The organism is Embleya sp. NPDC059237 (assembly GCF_042754105.1).
Classification (GTDB): Bacteria; Actinomycetota; Actinomycetes; order Streptomycetales; family Streptomycetaceae; genus Embleya.
Genome location: NZ_JBHZAE010000011.1, coordinates 57,653 through 76,450 on the forward strand (window position 1 = coordinate 57,653; position 18,798 = coordinate 76,450).

The 18,798-nt window shown below is 70.6% G+C and carries 13 protein-coding genes and 3 pseudogenes; 7 read left to right on the plus strand and 9 right to left on the minus strand.

Annotation, left to right across the window (positions count from 1 at the left end):
* Window positions 1–263: 263 nt before the first annotated feature.
* Entirely contained in the window at window positions 264–1,193 is a 930-nt protein-coding gene (locus ACFXKZ_RS30790) for a poly-gamma-glutamate hydrolase family protein (protein ID WP_380004503.1), read from the plus strand.
* 28 nt (window positions 1,194–1,221) lie between these two features.
* Here the strand turns inward: ACFXKZ_RS30790 and ACFXKZ_RS30795 are convergent.
* Window positions 1,222–1,320: pseudogene (locus tag ACFXKZ_RS30795) on the minus strand (IS5/IS1182 family transposase); the annotation flags it as partial.
* Between the two features lie 92 nt (window positions 1,321–1,412).
* On the opposite strand from ACFXKZ_RS30795, the gene ACFXKZ_RS30800 reads away from it, so the two are divergent.
* Both ACFXKZ_RS30800 and ACFXKZ_RS30805 read left to right on the plus strand, forming a co-directional pair.
* The gene (locus tag ACFXKZ_RS30800) at window positions 1,413–1,808 is read left to right on the plus strand and encodes a hypothetical protein (protein ID WP_380004505.1); all 396 of its coding nucleotides are present in this window, start codon (window positions 1,413–1,415) and stop codon (window positions 1,806–1,808) included.
* Between the two features lie 262 nt (window positions 1,809–2,070).
* Window positions 2,071–3,144 (plus strand): tyrosine-type recombinase/integrase, encoded by a 1,074-nt coding sequence (locus tag ACFXKZ_RS30805; RefSeq protein WP_380004507.1) that lies wholly within the window; start codon window positions 2,071–2,073, stop codon window positions 3,142–3,144.
* Window positions 3,145–3,205: 61 nt separating this feature from the next.
* Here the strand turns inward: ACFXKZ_RS30805 and ACFXKZ_RS30810 are convergent, their stop codons facing one another.
* Both ACFXKZ_RS30810 and ACFXKZ_RS30815 read right to left on the minus strand, forming a co-directional pair.
* The gene (locus ACFXKZ_RS30810; RefSeq protein WP_380004509.1) at window positions 3,206–3,655 is read right to left on the minus strand and encodes a hypothetical protein; all 450 of its coding nucleotides are present in this window, start codon (window positions 3,653–3,655) and stop codon (window positions 3,206–3,208) included.
* Window positions 3,656–3,795: 140 nt separating this feature from the next.
* A pseudogene (locus tag ACFXKZ_RS30815) lies at window positions 3,796–3,891 on the minus strand (AAA family ATPase); the annotation flags it as partial.
* A 704-nt stretch (window positions 3,892–4,595) separates the two neighbouring features.
* On the opposite strand from ACFXKZ_RS30815, the gene ACFXKZ_RS30820 reads away from it, so the two are divergent.
* Window positions 4,596–8,720, plus strand: a complete 4,125-nt coding sequence (locus ACFXKZ_RS30820) for a hypothetical protein (RefSeq protein ID WP_380004511.1) — start codon at window positions 4,596–4,598, stop codon at window positions 8,718–8,720.
* Window positions 8,721–9,072: 352 nt separating this feature from the next.
* Here the strand turns inward: ACFXKZ_RS30820 and ACFXKZ_RS30825 are convergent.
* The 6 genes and pseudogenes from ACFXKZ_RS30825 to ACFXKZ_RS30850 form a co-directional block, all read right to left on the minus strand.
* Window positions 9,073–9,534: pseudogene (locus ACFXKZ_RS30825) on the minus strand (DNA starvation/stationary phase protection protein); the annotation flags it as partial.
* Window positions 9,512–10,357 carry an alpha/beta fold hydrolase gene (locus ACFXKZ_RS30830; protein ID WP_380004513.1) on the minus strand — a complete coding sequence of 282 codons (846 nt, stop codon included), beginning with the start codon at window positions 10,355–10,357 and terminating at the stop codon, window positions 9,512–9,514. The gene ACFXKZ_RS30830 and the pseudogene ACFXKZ_RS30825, both read right to left, overlap by 23 nt.
* A gap of 236 nt (window positions 10,358–10,593) precedes the next feature.
* The gene (locus tag ACFXKZ_RS30835; RefSeq protein WP_380004515.1) at window positions 10,594–11,286 is read right to left on the minus strand and encodes an alpha/beta fold hydrolase; all 693 of its coding nucleotides are present in this window, start codon (window positions 11,284–11,286) and stop codon (window positions 10,594–10,596) included.
* 137 nt (window positions 11,287–11,423) lie between these two features.
* On the minus strand, window positions 11,424–11,624 hold the full coding sequence (locus tag ACFXKZ_RS30840; RefSeq protein ID WP_380004517.1) for a helix-turn-helix transcriptional regulator: 201 nt from the start codon (window positions 11,622–11,624) through the stop codon (window positions 11,424–11,426).
* Window positions 11,606–12,019 (minus strand): hypothetical protein, encoded by a 414-nt coding sequence (locus ACFXKZ_RS30845; protein WP_380004519.1) that lies wholly within the window; start codon window positions 12,017–12,019, stop codon window positions 11,606–11,608. The genes ACFXKZ_RS30840 and ACFXKZ_RS30845 overlap by 19 nt, the downstream gene beginning before the upstream one ends.
* A gap of 975 nt (window positions 12,020–12,994) precedes the next feature.
* The gene (locus ACFXKZ_RS30850; protein ID WP_380004521.1) at window positions 12,995–13,672 is read right to left on the minus strand and encodes an alpha/beta fold hydrolase; all 678 of its coding nucleotides are present in this window, start codon (window positions 13,670–13,672) and stop codon (window positions 12,995–12,997) included.
* Between the two features lie 140 nt (window positions 13,673–13,812).
* Here ACFXKZ_RS30850 and ACFXKZ_RS30855 point away from each other — a divergent pair, with 140 nt between their 5' ends.
* From ACFXKZ_RS30855 to ACFXKZ_RS30865, 3 genes are all read left to right on the plus strand, one after another.
* Entirely contained in the window at window positions 13,813–16,539 is a 2,727-nt protein-coding gene (locus ACFXKZ_RS30855) for a helix-turn-helix transcriptional regulator (protein ID WP_380004523.1), read from the plus strand.
* 12 nt (window positions 16,540–16,551) lie between these two features.
* Window positions 16,552–16,902, plus strand: a complete 351-nt coding sequence (locus ACFXKZ_RS30860; RefSeq protein WP_380004525.1) for an SDR family NAD(P)-dependent oxidoreductase — start codon at window positions 16,552–16,554, stop codon at window positions 16,900–16,902.
* A gap of 562 nt (window positions 16,903–17,464) precedes the next feature.
* Entirely contained in the window at window positions 17,465–18,772 is a 1,308-nt protein-coding gene (locus ACFXKZ_RS30865; RefSeq protein WP_380004527.1) for an RICIN domain-containing protein, read from the plus strand.
* The last annotated feature ends 26 nt before the right edge of the window (window positions 18,773–18,798 follow it).

Consider the following 18,798-nt stretch of genomic DNA (forward strand, 5'->3'; position numbering starts at 1 on the left):
GACTCGGACCGATCACCGACGAGCCCCGGCAGGTCGGCACCCGGCGCCGCACCCGCCCGGGACCACGCGTGCCCCCCGGCGCGAATGCGTCACGCCGAGCCGCCGCACGAGGCGCCGGGGATCCGCCGGACATCGCGTTCCGTCCCTCGGCAGCGCGCAAAGCGGCTATGCGGGGAACCCTGCCGACGCCTAGCTTCGGCCGCTGCACGCGTGTTCGGGCCATCGCCCGGGCGCGCCCGAGCTGCCCGACCCTGGAGACCTTGATGACCGACCGGCAACCGCAGACCGCCGACGACGCGCCGCGCCGCCGCTTCCGCCCCGGTCGGCGCACCTTCCTGGCGGCAGGCCTTGCGGCGACGTTCGGGGTCACCACCTATGCCGCCAACGTGCAGAACCGGGCCTCGGCGGACGAGGGCAACCTCGACGACGACATCGACACCGCGACTACGAACCACGACGCGTTCACGTCCAACACCGCGCTCTACGCAAGCACGAAGTACGCCCAGGTCCGGGACTGGGACGTGCGCTTCCGCAGGCACGGGGTGTCCGACGACAACCTGTCCGGCACCGTCCCGTTCCCGCAGTTCGTGATCCTCGCGCCGCACGGTGGCGGTATCGAGCGCGGCACATCGGAGATCTGCCTGGCGCTCGCCGGATACCGCCCGGACACGCTGAAGCCGCGCGGCGGACCGGTGTTCGACTACTGGATGTTCGAGGGCCTCCGCGAGGACGGGAACGACCGTCTGCACGTGACCTCGTCGCACTGCGACGATCCGGTGGCGTGCTCGCTCGTCGGGGGTATGCGCCACGCCGTTTCGCTGCACGGCTGTACGGCCGAACAGGCCAAGGCCAAGGGCAGAACCGGGCAGGCGGTCGTGGTTGGCGGTGGTGACAAGGAGCTGCGGGACGCAGCCGTGAAGAAACTCGACAAGGCCGGGTTCGAGGTCATCGCGGGTACCACGGTCCCGGCGCTCGCGGGCCTCGACCCGCGCAACATCGTGAACCGCACACTGACCGACGGCGGCCTGCAACTGGAACTCACCACCGAGCTGCGAGAGGCGATGTTCAAGCCGAAGAAGATGTCGCGCAGCGAACGGCCGAGCAACACCACCGAGGTGTTCGAGCGGTTCGTGGCGGCCGTGCGCGACGCCATGCAGGTCTACGGTCCCATCCCCACCCCGGCGGCGTACTGATCGGGGGCTGCGGTCCTCGCTACCTCGACAGGGCGGCGTGCAGACGCGGCCAGACATCTGCCTCAGTCCAGTCGCGTAGCCGGCGCTCGACGTTTACGGACAGCGAAATGCCATTCGCGTCGTACGGCCTGCCGAAGCGGGACCCTCTCTGTCAGTGTGTGGTGAGACGCCCGATAGATCCGGGTTAGCCTGAGAGGGCACGACAGGAGCACCACCCTCATGACCAGCCCGAATCCCGGCGGCGACCCGGCCCCCAAGCCCAAACGCCGCACCTTCTCCCCGGATTACAAGCTCCGCATCGTCACCGAGTACGACGGCGCCGAAAACGCCGCCGGCCGCGGTGCGATCCTGCGGCGCGAACGCCTCTACCACTCCCACATCCAGGAATGGCGAGCCGCGCGCGACGCCGGCGCCGTCGCGAAACTCACCGACCGACGCACGAGCCCCGCCCGGCCGAAGAAAACCCCGGCCGAAGCCGAGAACGAGAAACTGCGGCGCAAGGTCGAGCGTCTGGAGAAGGAGGTGGCCAAGCGCGACGCCGCGCTGGAGATCCTGGGAAAAGGGGTCAAGCTTTTGGAGATGCTCTCCGAGAGCGAGGATCGACGCACGCCCTGAACCACCAACCATCCCTGATCGTCGAGGAGTTGACCCCGCATATCGGGATCGTGGCGGCCTGCAGGCTGACCGGCCGCTCCCGTGCCACCCACCACCGGCGCCTCCACCCGGCCACCCCGAGAACCCGAAAGCCCCGCTCCGCGCCCGCCTCGGCTCTGAACGCCACCGCTCCGAACCGCCGCCCGATCTCCCCGGCGTATCGCTGTTCCGGGAGTTCGCCATCGAGGTCGCCGCCCGGTTCAGTGCGGGACGCGCCTGCGTCATGCTCACCGATCTGGGCCGACTGCTCGCCGACGACCACCCGAACCATCCACACGCCGTACTCGACCGCGCCCGCCGAACGGGACGATCCATGGGATCGCTCGCCCGCGCGCTCGAAACGTTCTTCACCACCCGCCGCCTGGCCCTGCCCACCGACCAGGAAGAAAAACTCGCCACAGGGCGACGCCGGCGACGCCTCGACGCCGTCCCCGAACCCTTGCGTCCGCTGGTCGAGGACTTCGCCACGTTCATACTCCGCTCGCGTGACCGAGCCCGACGAGCGGGCACCAAACCCCGCACCGACAACACGATCGAAGCAGCCCTGGCCATCGTCCGAGACCTCGCCCAAGCCCTCGCGAAGCGCGGCAAAAACGACTGGGCACTGGTCGACGTCCACGACATCGAGGCGTTCCTCGCAGCCCAGCCCAAGGCACGACCTCGCAGACTGGTCGTACTGCGGCAGTTCTTCCGCTTCGCCCGCTCCCGCAAGGCGGTCCTCGTCGACCCCGCCCGCGCGCTCACCGCCAAGGGACCGAGCGGATTCACCGGGACCACGTTGACGATCGGCCAACAACGCGCCCTCTTCCGCCGCTGGACCACGACCCCAGACCCCCATCCCCACGAGGCCCTGCTCGGCCTCTTCGCGCTCCTCCACGGGGCATCGTCCCGGGAAGTCCGCCTGCTCGCGATCGACGACATCGACCACCGACTCCGCACCGTCCGACTCGGGAACAGACCCCACCCGGTGCCACTGGACCCCGCCTCGTGGGCGGTGCTGGAACGCGGACTCGCCCACCGGAGTTCACAACGAACCGGAAATCTCCACGTAATGGTCACCCGTCAGACCAAGTCCGGTACCGGGCCCGCGTCCACCACCTACGTCAGCCACGTCCTCGACGCCTGCGGCGTCCCACCCCGCACCATCCGCTGCACCCGCCTGGCCGATCTGGTCAACACCATGGACCCCAAGCTCGTCGCCGCGGCCTTCGGCATGGACCCCGAAGCCACCATGATCTACCTCGCCGACCACGTCGACCCCGGGCGCTTGACCGACATCGAAGCTGCGATCCCGTAGTCAGCCCGGCCTCATGACAAGGGCCGTGATCGTGTTGTCTCGACCAGGTGGAGTGTGGGCGTCAGTCGCCGGATACGCCCCAGAAAGCGATCTCGTGCGGGATGCCGTCCCGGTAGAGGACCATGCAGTGGCCGCTCCATCGGAGGGCATCATCCAGAGCGTCCAGAGTCCCGAAATCCATGCCGTCGAAGTCGGCGCGGCTGGGTCGATCCGAGCCGAACCCCTCCCGGATCACCGACGCGGCCAACGGGCGAACAGTCCCGAAGTCGTGGTCCTCGCCGACGTCGATCACCCGGTTGACATCCAGCACCGAATGGGTCCCGTGGGTGCCCATGAATTCCCAGTAGAGCTCGTTCTGCCACAGATCATCCGGCGAGGCAGGCGCGGGCAGGTCCCAGTCCGTGGGGCTCCAGTTGTGGCCGGCCGCGAACTCCTCGGCTCGCAGAGCCTCCAGCGCGGCGCCAACGTCTTCCCGGTACGGCACGACGTAGCTCCAGCCCGATCCACCCACGTGTCGTCCCCTCCCTGCGGCACTGGTCGTCCTACGACGTGAGGATGCTAACGGCGCCCTCCGACACGGCGATCGGCTCGTGAACCTGATGTCCTTCGGCGCTGCCTAACACAGGTTCGCCGGAACATGTGCGCTTTGCCGAACGATTCGTTGGAAGCGATGGCCAGACTGTTCTTCTCTTCGCGTTCGGTCAAAACCTGGAAGAGCAACTCGGCGCCGTGCCGGTCGAGTTCCAAGACCTCAAAGGCCCCAACGCCGTCCGCTGCACCCTCCTCACCGGCACCTGCCTTCTCCTCGCCGGCGACCTCGGCACCGGCCTGCACATCGACCACCACCCCAGCACCCCCAACACCTGGATACCTCCTCGTGCTGGTCACCATCGACATCTACCGGAACTCCGCCTGGCAGAAGATCCGTTCGCCGCAGTTCGGCTCGGGGCAGTACCCGGCGCCGTGGATCCAGGTCCACGGCACAGTCAGGGGCCGGCCGTCACCGGCGCCAGTACGCCGTCCCCGACCTTGTCCTGCGCCGCGCGGGCGACCTCACCGCCCGCGACGTCCGACTGTGGCGTCCGGTCGCGGGAGGCCCGATCACACTGGAGATCGCCCTGCCCTCGCACTACTCTTGCCGACGACCCGGCCGTACGCCGTCGCGGTCGGCATCGGAATGCACGCCGCCTTCACTTGCCTCAAGCCCCGCCAACTCGTCACCTTCTCCGGTCTCGCCGTCGCTGATGACGAGGGCCGCAGTGAGGGGGTGATAGTGCCCAACGCGGTACCCGGCCCGAATCGTCCCCCCGACCCCCGATCCGCAGGTGCGTGCCGCGTGCGGCCGATCGAGTGGGCATATGGGGCTATTAGTATGAAATAGTCGGTATTATGGGCGAATTGGGATAATTTTAGCGCTGCTGATGCGTTAAGTGGCCTTTCTAATCAGGACCATGGCTCTCTCTCGATCATCGCGGCCGCCGCGGCCGCCGCGGCCGTCCCGTCCGCGCGGCTCGCGGATCTTCCGGTCCCGACTGCTCCCGCTCGCCGTAGCCGGAGCCACCGCCCTCCTGCCCCTCACTTCCGCCTTCGTTCCCATCACGGCGACGGCCGCTCCGGCGCCGCGCCAAGCCGGCCCGACGCTGGTCTCCGAGACCTTCACCGGTGCCACGGCCGTCCCCGAATTCGTCGCCGTCGGCACCGCCTGCCTCACCGGCGCCCCGCAGAGCGCCGCACCCGGTCCGGGCAACCACCCGCTCACCGGCTGCCCGCCCAACTCGGTCGGCGCTGTCCCACCGGCCAACGCGGCACCGCACGGCTACCTGCGGCTGACCGGCGCGTCGAACGACGAGTCCGGCGCCGTGCTCTACAACCAGGCCATCCCCTCCCAGGCCGGCGTGGACATCACCTTCGAGCAGTGGCAGTACGGATCCACCACCCCCAACACTCCGGCCGACGGCATCTCCTTCTTCCTCGTCGACGGCGCCGCCTCGCTCGACCACCCCGGCGCATTCGGCGGCAGCCTCGGGTACGCGCAGAAGCTCCCCAACGACGACGCCGGCCAGGCTTTCGTGCCCGGCGTCGACCGCGGCTACCTCGGCGTCGGGCTCGACGTTCTCGGCAACTACTTCGGGGACTGGGAACACCGCAGCAACGGCTGCCCGCCCGGCCAGCGGTCGCCCGCGGGCACCGGATTCCGCGTCCCGGCCCCCGGGCCGAACATGGTGACGGTGCGCGGCTCCGGCGACGGCATCACCGGCTACTGCTTCCTGACCGCCACGACCGGCAACTTCACCACCACCGGCCCGTGGCCGTCGACGCTGCCCGGCACCTTGCAAGGCCCGACGACGTCCCTGCCGCCGGGCGTGACCCCGGCGCAGGCCGAGGCGCTGCTGGACCCGTCCCGCCGCACCGTGCACATCGTGCTGACGCCGTCGCCGAACCCGCAGCTGACGGTGAACATCGACTTCCACGACGGCAACGGCTCACGGCAGGTGATCTCCACCGCCGCGCCGCAGCCCGTGCCGGACAGCTACAAGTTCGGCTTCGCGGCGTCCACGGGCCTGTTCACGGACGTGCATCTGATCCGCAACCTCGCCGTCAACCCGGAAAAGCCGCTGCCGGCGCTGTCGCTGGTCAAGCAGGTCCGGCAGGCCCCGCCACTGCCGTCGCCGCTGTTCCCGGGCACGCAGGTGCCGTACGAGTACGTCGTCACCAACAGCGGCAACACGCGCCTGACCAACGTGAACGTGACCGACGACAAGGTCGGTCCGATCACGTGCCCGGAGACCCTGCTCGACCCGGGGAAGTCCACGACCTGCACCGGCACCTACACGGTGACGGCGGCGGACGCCGCGGCCGGGCACATCACCAACGTCGCCACCGCGCACGGCAACTCCGGTGACACCCGGGTCGACTCGAACCCCGACACGCAGACTCTGCCGGTCGCGGTCCGGGCGATCGGGCTGCTCAAGAGCGTGGACACCTCGCGCACGTACGTGCCGGGCGACGTGGTCGCCTACACGTACACGGTGACCAACAACGGCGGCACGATCCTCGACGGCGTCCACGTCGTGGACGACCGGGTCGGCGGCATCACCTGCGAGCAGGTCAGCCTCGCCCCGGGCGCGTCGACCACGTGCACGGGGACGTACACGGTGACGGCGGCGGACGCCGCGGCCGGGCACGTCACCAACGTTGCCACCGCGCTGGCCGACGAGGACGCCGTGAGCAGCGAGCCCGACACGGCCACGATCAACGCGGCGACACCGGCGCTCCACCTGACGAAGAGCGTCGACACCTCGCACGCCTACGCGGTGGGCGACGTGGTCACGTACACGTACACGGTGACCAACACCGGCGGTACGACGATCACGGGCCTGCACATCAACGACGACAAGGTCACGAACATCACGTGCCAGGCCACCACGCTGCCACCCGGGGCGTCCACGACCTGCTCGGGCACCTACACGGTCACCGCGGCCGACGCGACCGCCGGGCACGTCACCAACGTCGCGACGGCGTCGGCCGACGGCGGTGTCGTCAGTGAGCAGACGACGGCCACGATCATCGTGGGCACGCCGTCGCTGCACTTGGTGAAGAGCGTCGACACCTCGCACCCGTACGAGGCGGGTGACGTGGTCACGTACACGTACACGGTGAACAACACCGGCGGTACGACGATCACGGGCCTGCACATCGGCGACGACAAGATCACGAACATCACGTGCCAGGCCACCACGCTGGCACCGGGCGCGTCGACCACCTGCACCGGCACCTACACCGTGACCGCCGCGGACGCGACGGCCGGCCATGCCACCAACGTCGCGATGGCGTTGGCCGACGGCGGTGTCGTCAGTGATCAGGACACCGCCACGATCACCGTGGCGACCCCGAGGCTGCGCCTGGTCAAGAGTGTCGACAACTCGCACCCGTATGTGGCGGGTGACGTGGTCACCTACACGTACACGGTGACCAACACCGGCGGTACGACGCTCAACTCGCTGCACATCGTGGACGACCGGGCCACGAACATCACGTGCCAGGCCACCACGCTGGCACCGGGCGCGTCGACCACCTGCACCGGCACCTACACGGTCACCGCAGCCGACGCCTCGGCCGGCCACGTCACGAACATCGCGACCGCGCTGGCGAACGGCGACAGCGTCGTCAGTGAGCCCGGCACCGCCACGATCACCGTGGTGAACCCGGGGATGCACCTGGTCAAGAGCGTCGACAACTCGCACCCGTACGTGGCCGGTGACGTGGTCACCTACACGTACACGGTGAACAACACCGGCGGTACGACGATCACCGGTCTGCACATCGGCGACGACAAGGTCACGAACATCGCGTGCCGGACGACGACGTTGGCGCCGGGGGCATCCACGACCTGCACCGGCACCTACACCGTGACCGCCGCGGACGCTGCCGCCGGCCACGTCACCAACACCGCAACGGCACTGGCCGACGGCGGTGTGGTGAGCGAGCAGGAAACCGCCACGATCACCGTCGTCGCCGCTTCGCTGCACATGGCCAAGAGCGTCGACAGCACCCACACCTACGCGGCGGGTGACACGGTCACCTACACGTACACGCTGACCAACACCGGTGGGACGACCCTCACCGGGCTCCGGGTCGACGACGACCGGGTTGCGAACATCACCTGCGAGACCAGAACGCTGGCCCCCGGCGGGTCGACCACCTGCACCGGCACCTACACGGTGACGGAAGCGGACGCGGTGGCAGGCCACGTGACCAACGTCGCCACGGCCGCAGCCGACGGCGGCGCGGTGAGCGAGCGGGAGACCGCCACCATCACCACGGGCACTCCGGCGCTCTTCCTGGTCAAGAGCGTCGACAGTTCCCACGCGTACCTCGTGGGTGAGACCGTCACCTACACGTACACGGTGACCAACACCGGCGGCACGGCCCTCAACGGCCTGCATATCGTGGACGACCGGGTCACGAACATCACGTGCCGGGCCACCACGCTCGCACCGGGCGAATCGACAACGTGCACCGGCACATACACCGTCACAGCCGCCGACGCAGCCGCGGGCCAGATCACGAACAACGCGACCGCGCAGGCGAACGACGGCACCATCGTCAGTCCGCCGGCCACCGCCACGATCGACGTGGGCACCTCGGCCCTGCACCTGGTCAAGCACGTGGACGCCTCGCGCACCTACACGGCCGGCGACGTCGTCACCTACACGTACACGGTGACCAACACCGGCACCACCACGGTCTCCGGCATCCGGATCAACGACGACCGGGCCACCGACGTCACGTGTCAGGCGACCAGCCTCGCGCCGGGCTCGTCGACCACCTGCACGGGCACGTACACCGTGACCGAGGCCGACGTCCGGGCCGGGAAGGTCACCAACACGGCGACCGCGCTGGGCAACGGCGACACCCTGGTCAGCGAGCCGGCCGGCGCCACGATCACCCTGTGCCCGCCGCCGAAGCCCGACCACCCGAAGCCCGACCACCCGGCCAAGCCGGATCATCCATCGAAACCCGACCACCCGTCCAAGCCGAACCGCCCTGCGGACGACAACCACCAAGGTCTGTGATTCCGATCATCCGCTGACATCCAGGTATGACCCGGCCGGCGGTCTCCGCATCCGTACGGAGGCCGCCGGCCACTCACGTACGGCCGGTTCCCGACGGCTCAGATACCGCACGGCATCAACGGCCGGCGCCCCGCACAATCCAGGCGGGCCTCGACACCACGCGGCAGGGCACCGACGCCCCCGCAGCAGCAGCGTCATTCGCTGCACTAAAGGAGGTCGTCGGGCCGACGCGACCAGGCTGTCATCGCCACGAAGTTCGGCATCCTGTCCCACCGCGGGGACAGGACCACGATATTCGACAGCAGTCCGGCGAACATCGACGCGACGTCGGCGTCTGGCCAGGGCTCGTCGGTCATTGATGGCGTTCGGCGCGGAGCATCCGGTGCTGCTTCTCCAGCGCTGCGGTGATGCCGACGAGGAGGTCCTGGGTGACGGGGTCCGCATCGGCCGTGGACTTGATGCGGTCGCGCATGTGCGGGGTCAGCGCGGACAGGACGCCGGTGAGCGCGGGCAGGATCGCGGTGTCGTCGACCCATCCGGACGGGAACGCGGTGACGCAGGAGTCGGCAGCGACGGTGGCGGCGCGGGCGTCGAGGCTGACGCCGATGGTTGCGGCGCGCTCGGCGACGTCGTCGGCCTGGAGCCGGGCACGGGCGACGATCTCGTCGAGTTGCAGGTGGAGTGAGCGGAAGCGGAAGCCACGCACGTTCCAGTGCGCCTACTTGGCGACGAGTGACAGGTCCACCATCGGCGCCGCGGCCGGTTGGCCGCGGCGCCGATGGGCTGTTGGGTCAGCGGTTCTCGTTGGCGGCCTGCTTGATGAGGCGCTCGACGACGTCGGGGTGGCTGATCATGACGACGTGCGAGGCGCCCTTGACCTCGACGACCTTCTTCGCGCCGGCACGCTGGTACTCCCAGCGCTCCACCGCTGCGGGGATGGCCTTGTCGGCGCCGGCCACCACGCCGTACGAGGGGATGGTGCGCCAGGCTGCGGGGCCGTTCACGTCGCCGAAGGAGGAGGCGCTGAACGGCCGCTGCCCGGCCGCGATCAGCGCGACCTCCTTCTTCGACAGGTCTCCGGCGAAGACGTCGTCGACCTTGTCCTGCTGGATGTACAGGTCGATGCCCGTGGTGCCGTCGGCGTTGGTGAACGGCACCTGGTTCAGCGCGGCCTCGATCTCGCTGCCGGGGAACTTGTTGATGATCTCCCCGAGCCTCTCGCCCTGGTCGGGGACGAACGCGGCGACGTAGACCAGCGCCTTGACGTTGGGGTTGCCGGTGGCAGCGTTGGTGATGACGGCGCCGCCGTAGGAGTGGCCGACCAGGATGATCGGGCCCTTGATCGAGGCAAGGACGCTGCGGATGTAGGCGGAGTCGGTGGGTATGCCGCGCAGCGGGTTGGCCGGGGCGATGACCGGATAGCCGTCCTTCTGCAGTCCGGTGATGACGTCGTTCCAGTTGGAGGCGTCGGCGAAGCCGCCGTGGACCAGGACGACGGTGGGCTTGGGCGGGCGCGGGTGGCGGTCCTCGCCGGAGGCCGATGCCGAGGGGGTCAACGTGGCGAAGGCGGCGGCACCGGAGAGGGCGAACGCGGCTGCGCCGAGGACGAGTCTGCGGCTCCTGCGTACTGGCTTCATGGCGGGGTTCCTCCTGTGGCGAGCTGTGTGAACTGCGGCGAAACGGTTGGCCGCAGGTCCGGACGCGGGCATGCGGCGGCGGCCGCACGGCGCTGGGGCCGAGGCCGACGGCGTGGGGGTTGCCGGTGGTGACTGCCGGGCGGGAGCGGCTGGTCCGTGGGACATTCAGCGCCCGCCGTCCGGCCCCGGTCCGGGGCGGTCGGCGGGCGCTGCGGTGGTGCGACTCTTGGCCGGGGTCAGCCTGCGGCGGCCTGTTTGATGAGCAAGGCGACGGCGACGGGCTGGGAGACGTACACGGCGTGGCTTCCTGCGACCTCGACGGTCTGCGCGCCGATGCGTTCGGCCATCGCGCGCTGCGCGGGCGGCGGGATCATGTGGTCCTCGGTGGCCACCAGGTACCAGGACGGCTTGGTGCGCCAGGCCGGGGTGGCGACCGCACCGCCGGCCGCGTCCAGGCCCCAGGGCACCTGCGAGTCGGCGAGGAACTCGGCTTGGGCGACGGGCAGGTCGCCGGCGAAGGCGTCGGCGAACTTGTCGCGGTCCAAGAGCAGGTAGCCGTCGGCGGGCGGCAGGATCGGCGGGACCGCGGCGCCGGGTGGCGGGTCGGCGATCAGGGTGTTGACGGATTCGCCCTTGTCGGGGGCGAACGCGGCGATGTAGACGAGCTTGGCGACCTTCTCGTGGTTGCCGGACTCGGTGACGACCACCCCGCCGTAGGAGTGGCCGACCAGGGTCACGGGCCCGGGCACCGCGTCGATCACCATGCGTGTCGCCGCGACGTCCCCGTCCAGCGACAGGGTCGGGTTCTGCACGACGGCGACGTTGTAGCCGTCGTCCTTGAGGGCCTCGTACACCCCCTGCCAGCCGGAGCCGTCCACGAACCCGCCGTGGACCAGTACGACCGTCCCGCTCGGCGCGTTGTCGCTCATCGTTCCCTCCAGGTTTCGCCGGGCCGGCGGCTGCGGCCCGTGCCCGAACTGTAGGAATCCGACCGGCGACCGTGGACCCGTCAAATGACGTAGTTCCGGCAGGTGTTGCGTCACCGCCGGCCAAGGCGAAACCGGTGTCACGGGCGTTGCAGGTGTTCGAGCGCGTCGCGCAGCCCGGCCCGGGAGGTCACGCCGAGTTTGGGGAAGGCCTGGTACAGGTGGGTGGAGACGGTGCGCGGGGACAGGGAGAGCTTTTCGGCGATCTGCTTGTTGGTCGGGCCCGCAGCGGCAAGGCCTGCGATCTCCCGCTGCTGCGGCGTCAGGGCGGCATCCGACAAGGGGGCGGCGGGTACCCGGCTGCCGCAGGCGCGCAGTTCCTGGTTCGCGCGGTGGGCCCACAGGTGCGCGCCCAGGCGCCGGAAGGTCTCCGCGGCGGCGAGTCGCCCGCGTGCCTAGGCCAGAGCCTTGGCGCGCCGCAGCCGTTCGCCGTGGTACAGCTGGATGCGGCCTGGTCGAACGGCCGGCGCCCGGCGCCCTCGACGGCGAGGGCCTCCTCGAATCCGTCGTGCCGGTCCTCTTCGGCCAGGAGCGCGCCGCAGGCGAGCGGCAGCATCCGCCGGCGCGAGGACACGTCCTCCAGGCGGGCCGCGCGGGCGGTGGCGACGTGGCGGGCCGCCGCGTCCCGGCGTCCGGTGCGCACCGCCGCGTCCACCAGGTCCAGGGCCGACCACACCGCGTGTGGTACACCCGGCGAAGGCCGGCATCGGGTGGTGGTAGTGCTCGCACAGCTCCAGCCCTTCGCCGACGAGTGTGCGCAGGTCGGCCCATTGGCCGCTCAGCCAGGCGTGGTTGGCGAGCAGGAACAGGGCGTCGATGGCGGTCGCCACGTTCTCGCTGCGGCGTCCCGGGGTCCGCGACGCGGTTCAGTGCCTCCGCGCACCCGTCGAGCCGGTCCACGTACGCCCCGGCGATGGCCACGTGGACGATGCGCAGCGGGTCCGACGCGTGGGGCAGGGCGGCGACAGCGGCGTCCAGCCGTCCCAGTTCGGCCGGGCCGGTATGGGTGGGATCGGCGAAGGTGCTGCGCGTGACCGCCAACAGTTGCGGGGCGGTGGGGTATTTGGCGAGGGCGGCGTCGAAGGGCGCCCAGAGGGCGGGCCGTCCGCCGAAGAAGCACACCGTGAGCAGTGTGTGCCGGCGAGGTGGTTGTCGATGTACCGCAGATCCTCGTCACGGTCGACGAGCGGACCGGCGGTGCCGAACACCTGCAGGCCCGAAGCTTCGTCGCCCACGCGACCCTCACGCGTTCCCGGGTCGTCCTCACGACGTGTCACCGTATCCACCCCCAGATGCTCGTCCAGTCCTGAATTGTCGGCGTTGCCAAGCAAAATGAGTACGCCGGCTGTCGGTCACTCCAAGTGGACGAGCCCGGTCTCGACAAGGTGCGGGCAACGTATCGGAGTTCGAGCCCTTGGCTGTGATCCGTGTCATGGAATTGCTCGGGACGGACGGTGTGGGCGTCGACCGGTGCCGGACCATGCCGGGCAACGGCCACGAGGGACCAGCGCTTGCGGCCCGGCGGTGTGTGGCAAGCCGGCCGGAGGCATCAGCGGACATCGCTTCCGGCGGCGGGCCGGTCGGCTACCCGCTGGTGGTCCACGGTCGGGTGGGGTGCGTATTTCGGCGCCGGCGCGTGTCCGGGCCGCAGTCACCCGTTCGCGGCCCGCTTGACCAGTTCCGCGACGACGTCCGGCCGGGACACGTGGATCGCGTGGCTCCCGGGCGTCTCGACGACGGTTGCGCCGATACGCCGGGCCATCGCGGCTTGAGCGGCGGGCGGGATCATCCGGTCGTCGGTGACCTTCAGGTACCAACTGGGCTTCGCGCGCCAGGCGGCCTTGGTCACCATGCCGCCCAGCGCGCCCAGCCCCCACGGCACCTGGGAGTCGGCCAGGAACGCCGCCTCCTGTACGGGGATGTCGGCCGCGAACGCGTCGGCGAACCGGCCGCGGTCCAGAAAGAGGTAGCCGCCCAAGGGCGGCAGGATCGGCGGAAGCGGCCCGTCGGGCGCGAACATCCCCAGCAGCGTGTCGACCGACTCGCCCTGATCGGGGGCGAACGCCGCGACGTAGACCAGGGCGGCGACCTTGTCGTGGTTGCCGGCCTCGGTGATCACCGCGCCGCCGTAGGAGTGGCCGACCAGCACCACGGGGCCGGGGGCATCATTGAGGACATTGCGGGTGACGGCGACGTCGTCGGCGAGCGACCTGGTCGGGTTCTGCACGATCCGTACGGTGAACCCGTCGGCGGTCAGCGCGTCGTATACACCGCGCCATCCGGCTCCGTCGACGAAGCCGCCGTGCACGAGAACGATGGTCGCGCTCATGGCACCCCAATGCTCGGTGGACGCGGGCGACGCTACGCACCCTGTGTCCGCGGCGAATCCGTCAGATGACTGACCCAGGCGGGCAGCGGCCTGGGGCCCGCGCCGGTTGCCGCGGGCCGATGTTGCCGTAGGGTCGGCCCGTGCCGGAATGGATAGCGGGCAGACCGCTGGTGGGGCGTGCACGCGAACTGGGGTTGCTGCACGGATTCGTCGATGCCGTGGCGGTGGACGGCGGGGCCCTGCTGGTCGTCGGCGAGGCGGGGGTGGGCAAGACGTCGCTCCTGGATGCCGCCGCTGCCCGCGCCGCGGAGGCCGGTATGCGCGTCCTGCGGGCGTCCGGCGTCGAGTTCGAGGCGGAGGTGAGCTTCGCCGGGCTGCACCAACTGGTCGCGCCGCTGATCGCCGAGATAGCGGCGCTGCCTGCGGAGTGCCGACGCGCGGTCGGCGTCGCCGTCGGCCTCGCCGAGGGGAACGCGCCGGACCGTCTGGCGCTGACGAACGCGCTGCTCGCCCTGTTGTCGCAGGCCGCGGGCCGGGACGCGGTCCTGGTGGTCGTCGACGACCTGCAGTGGCTCGATCCTGCGAGTGCCACCCTGTTCGGCAGCCTGGCCCGCCGCATCAGCGGCTCGCGGATCGGCCTGCTCGGCGTCGTGCGGACCGGTGAGGGCGGCGTGTTCGAGGATGCCGGGCTCGCTGAGATCACCGTCGGGCCGCTCGACCAGGAGGCCGCCACGGCACTCCTCGCCCGAGCGTTCCCCGAGCTGCCGCCGCGAGCTGCCCGACAGGTGATCGCCGAGGCGCAGGGCAACCCCCTGGCCTTGATCGAGCTTCCCGCGCACACCGGTACGGGGGATCCCGAACCGCCGCGCGGCCGAACGCCCGTCGGCCGCCGCCTCCAACTGACGTTCGCCCGCCGGATCGACGCACTTCCCGCCGCCACGCGCGCGCAACTGCTCCTCGCGGCACTCGACGGGACCGGCGAACTGTTCCCCGCAGTCTCGGCCGCCGACCTCGAACCGGCCGAACACGCCCGGCTGATCCGCATCCACCCGGTCACCCGCAGCATCCGGTTCCGCCATCCGCTCACCCGGTCCGCGGTCGTCGACCTGTCGACCGAGGAAGAACGGCGCGACGCGCACCGGCAGCTGGCCCGACGCCACCCGGTCGGCTCCGAGCGGCACGTGTGGCACCTCGCGCAGGCGGCGTCGGCGCCGGACGAGCAGATCGCGCAGCTACTGGAGGAAGCCGCGTTGCAGACCAAGGGGCGCGGCGACCCGGTCGGCGCCATCCGCCTGCTCCTGCGCGCGGCCGAACTCAGCCCGGACCCCGAAGACGACGATCGCCGCGCCATGTTCGCGGCCTACCTGGGTGTCGACGTCACCGGCGACCTCACCGACTTGCGGGCGCTTGCCGCCGACCACGGCGGGCGTCGGTATACCGCGGCCGCTGCCGTCGCCGCCGCGTCGTACCTGGTCAACAGCGGCGGCGACGTCGACACCGTCCACCGGCTGCTGCTCGGCGCGCTGGGCACCACCGCCCGGCCGGCCGCGGCCTGGGACGCGGCGCTCACCGAGACGGTCTACGTCCTGCAGGCCAACGCCTCCTTCGGCTCTCGCGCCGACCTGCAGGACGACTACTGGGCGGCCCTGGACCGGATCGGCAGCGAACCCCCCGAGTCCCTGGCCCTGGGTGGCGCCGCCTACCTGGACCCCGTGCGACGGGCCGCGGCGGCGCTCCCGATGCTCGACCGGGCGATCGCCGGCATCGGCGGGCAGGCCGACCACGGCGAGGCCGTGCGGCTGGGCATCGCGGCGCTGTTCGTGGACCGGATCCCAGGATGCCGCGACGCGCTGTGGCGGGTGGTCGAGCACGGCCGCGGCGGCGGCGCGGTCGCCGCCGCACTCAAGGCCTTCGCGCTCCTCGGATTCGACGCCGTCCTCGGCGGCGACTGGGACGGCGTGCTCCGGCTTGCCGACGAAGGCCTCGCGGCCACCACCCGGCGCCACTACCGGCTGCTCGGCAGCTTCCTGGAGTACGACCGGGCCATGGTCGCCGCCGCCCGCGGCGAACGCGAGACCGTCCGACGCCTCGCCGACGAGATGACGGCCTGGGCCGCGCCGAACCACCACGGCTTCGTGCTCCAGCTCGCCGCACACGCCAAGGCTCTCGACGCGCTGACCCACGGGGAGTTCGACACTGCCTACCGGCACGCCGCCGGGATCTGCTCACCCGGCACCGTGCCCACCCACAAGCCCGCCGCGCTGTGGGTCCTCCTGGACCTGGTCGAGGCAGCCGTCCGCGCCGGCCACAGCGAGGAAGCCGCCGCCCACGCCGCCGACATCCACCGGTCCCGCATCGCCGAACTCTCCCCGCGCCTGGCGATGGTGGCAGCAGCCGTGGCCGGGATGACCGCCCCGGCCACGTCGTTCCACGAGGCGTTCGACACCGCGCTGGCGACCCCTCGAGCAGAACGCCGGCCGTTCACCCAAGCCCGGATCCGCCTCGCCTACGCCGAACGCCTCCGCCGCGCCAAGTCCACCTCCGAGGCGCGCCGCCAACTCACGGACGCCCTCGACACCTTCGAGCGACTCGGCGCCGCCCCCTGGGCGGCACGGGCACGCACCGAACTGCGCGCGACCGGCACACCCGCCGCCCACCCGGGTTCCGGGCCGGCTCCTGCGCTGACCCCGCAGGAACGCGAGATCGCCGAACTCGCCGCCGCAGGGCTGACGAACAAGCAGATCGCAGAACGGCTCTACCTCTCACCCCGCACCGTGAGCACCCACCTGTACCACGTCTTCCCCAAGCTCGGCATCATCTCCCGCGCCGCCCTGCGCGACGCCCTCGAACGCCCACCCGACGGGTGACGTTCCGGATCGTTGACCCAGGCCGTGGTCCCGCACATGCGGGCCCGCGGCGGCGGCGCTATCGTGCACGTCTCTGCGCGCCCCGCCACCGAACCCACCGCGGGCATGACCGCGTACAGCCTGACCAAAGCCGCACTCAACAACCTGGTCGGGGTCCTGGATGTCGAGCTGCGCCCGTTGGGCATTCGGGTGAACGCCGTCGCACCACAACTGATCGCCACGCCGAAGAACGCAGCCATGCTGCCGCCCGAAGCGCTCGCCCACGCGGTCGCATCCGACGCGATCGCCGAAGTGATCGCGTTCCTGGCCGGCGACGCCGCGGCACCGGTGAGCGGCGCCGTACTACCCGCCTACGGCGCCTGACGGCACTGTGATCCCCGCCCGTCCCCTCCGGGGCGCTTGCGGCGGCCCGCGGACCGGGCAAATCACTGGAGCCTCGGCACGGTTCCACGGTTACGTGTCAGCTCCGCGGCCGACTGAGGCACGCGGGAACCGGGCCGCGGATCGGTGCCGTGGCGGTGGCGCTGACGTCGGCGAGCGGTCTCCGGTTCGATGTTGAGCCGCCGGTCGATGGCGGGCCGGTTGTCGCCGCGTTCGCCGCCGCGGCCCGCCCGGACCCCAGCAGCATCGCACCGGCCGCCGCAGCGCCCGGCGGGCCGGGACGCCACCACCGCCGCGGCCTGTGAACCATGCGCCCGACGACCAAGCCGGGGTATCCGGCGCTCACAACGGTGGCGGCCGGGTCGGTGACCCGCGCTCGCGCGACCGTGGGAACCGGCTCGTCGTCGTGCCGATCATCCCCGGAAACAGGGTCGCTCCGATACCCCGCACCCGGAGCACGACCTCCAACAGCGCTCCCCCGCACGCGCCCACGTTGCCTCGAACTGCTCTGTTGCCGTCGGGGCCCCGCTGCAAGATTGGCTCCATGACTCAACTCGCATATGGGAAACACGAATTGGGCCGCGTGGGACGAGCCGCGCTCGTACGCCGTGGGGCAGCCATCACCGCGGCGCTGGCCGTGGTCTGCGCGCTCCTGGTCGTCGGCCAAGGCCGCGCGCACGCGGCGGACCCGGACACGAACCGCGTGGCGACCTGGAACATGCAGGTCGGCAGCGACCGATGGCAGGGCGCCGCCGTGATCGCCCGCGACAACACCGTCCTCGCCCTCCAGGAAGTTCCCGGCACCCGGCCCGCGTCCGCGACCTACCTGGGCACCAACGGCAACATCGACACCTACTTCTGGGACATCGGCGGTGGCAACTACCGCAACCTGTACATCCTGCGCCAGCCGTCCCGAAACCTGGCCATCGCCACCACATTCAACCCCGGCGCGGTAGTCGAGGTGCCCGGCTACTACCGCTCGGCGCTGATGGTCACCCACCCGGAGGACGACGTGGCGTTCGCGTCGATCCACGCCGCCTCGGGCACCGGCTTCGACGTGCGCGCCCTCGTCCAGGACGTCGCCGACGAGACCGTCGGCCGCGGCATCAACCACTGGGCGGTCCTCGGCGACTTCAACCTCAACCCGCTCCAGGCGGCCGGGCTGAACCTGCCCCAGGACTCCCGCATCTACAACACCGGCGAGGCCACCCACCAAGGCGGCGGTGAACTCGACTACATGATCACCAACGTCGCCACCGACAACTGGCAAGCCACGCGTGGCATCAACCGCGGCAGCGACCACTGGCCGGTGTACTTCCTGGGCATGCGCGCCGGGGCGGAGCCTGCCGAGCTGACCATCCACGCCGAAAGCAGCGGCCGTTTCCTCGACGTCTTCGAAGGCCGCGACAGTAACGGCACCCACGTGATCCAGTACCACGAGAACGGCGCCGTCAACCAGCGCTGGCGCCTCCAGCCGATCGGCACCTCCACCACCAACGGGCACACCATGTACCGGGTCATGAGCAGCGACAGCGGCAAATGCCTCGACATCGCCAACGGCCAAAGCTCCCACGCCGGCGACTACCTCAACATCTGGGACTGCCACGACATCGACGGCCTCCCCACCCCCGGCGGCAACCAGCACGACACCCAGAACTTCACCCTCGAACACCCCCTGCCCTGGATGCCCAACCTCACCCTGCTCCGCAACAACGCCACCGGCCTGTACGCCAACATCAACCACAACGAAACCGGCGACGGCGCCTGGGTCATCCAATGGCCCGACCAATTCGGCGCCATCCCGGTCCCCAACGAGACGTTCTACCTCCACCCCAACGTCGCCAACCAATAACGACAAGCGCAGCACAGCGCCGACGC

What these genes read in the sequence shown, in the direction of transcription:
- ACFXKZ_RS30790 (WP_380004503.1), top strand. Translation starts at nt 264, where the DNA reads ATGACCGACCGGCAACCGCAGACCGCCGACGACGCGCCGCGCCGCCGC.
- ACFXKZ_RS30800 (WP_380004505.1), top strand. Translation starts at nt 1,413, where the DNA reads ATGACCAGCCCGAATCCCGGCGGCGACCCGGCCCCCAAGCCCAAACGC.
- ACFXKZ_RS30805 (WP_380004507.1), top strand. Translation starts at nt 2,071, where the DNA reads ATGCTCACCGATCTGGGCCGACTGCTCGCCGACGACCACCCGAACCAT.
- ACFXKZ_RS30820 (WP_380004511.1), top strand. Translation starts at nt 4,596, where the DNA reads ATGGCTCTCTCTCGATCATCGCGGCCGCCGCGGCCGCCGCGGCCGTCC.
- ACFXKZ_RS30830 (WP_380004513.1), bottom strand. Translation starts at nt 10,357, where the DNA reads ATGAAGCCAGTACGCAGGAGCCGCAGACTCGTCCTCGGCGCAGCCGCG.
- ACFXKZ_RS30835 (WP_380004515.1), bottom strand. Translation starts at nt 11,286, where the DNA reads ATGAGCGACAACGCGCCGAGCGGGACGGTCGTACTGGTCCACGGCGGG.
- ACFXKZ_RS30850 (WP_380004521.1), bottom strand. Translation starts at nt 13,672, where the DNA reads ATGAGCGCGACCATCGTTCTCGTGCACGGCGGCTTCGTCGACGGAGCC.
- ACFXKZ_RS30865 (WP_380004527.1), top strand. Translation starts at nt 17,465, where the DNA reads ATGACTCAACTCGCATATGGGAAACACGAATTGGGCCGCGTGGGACGA.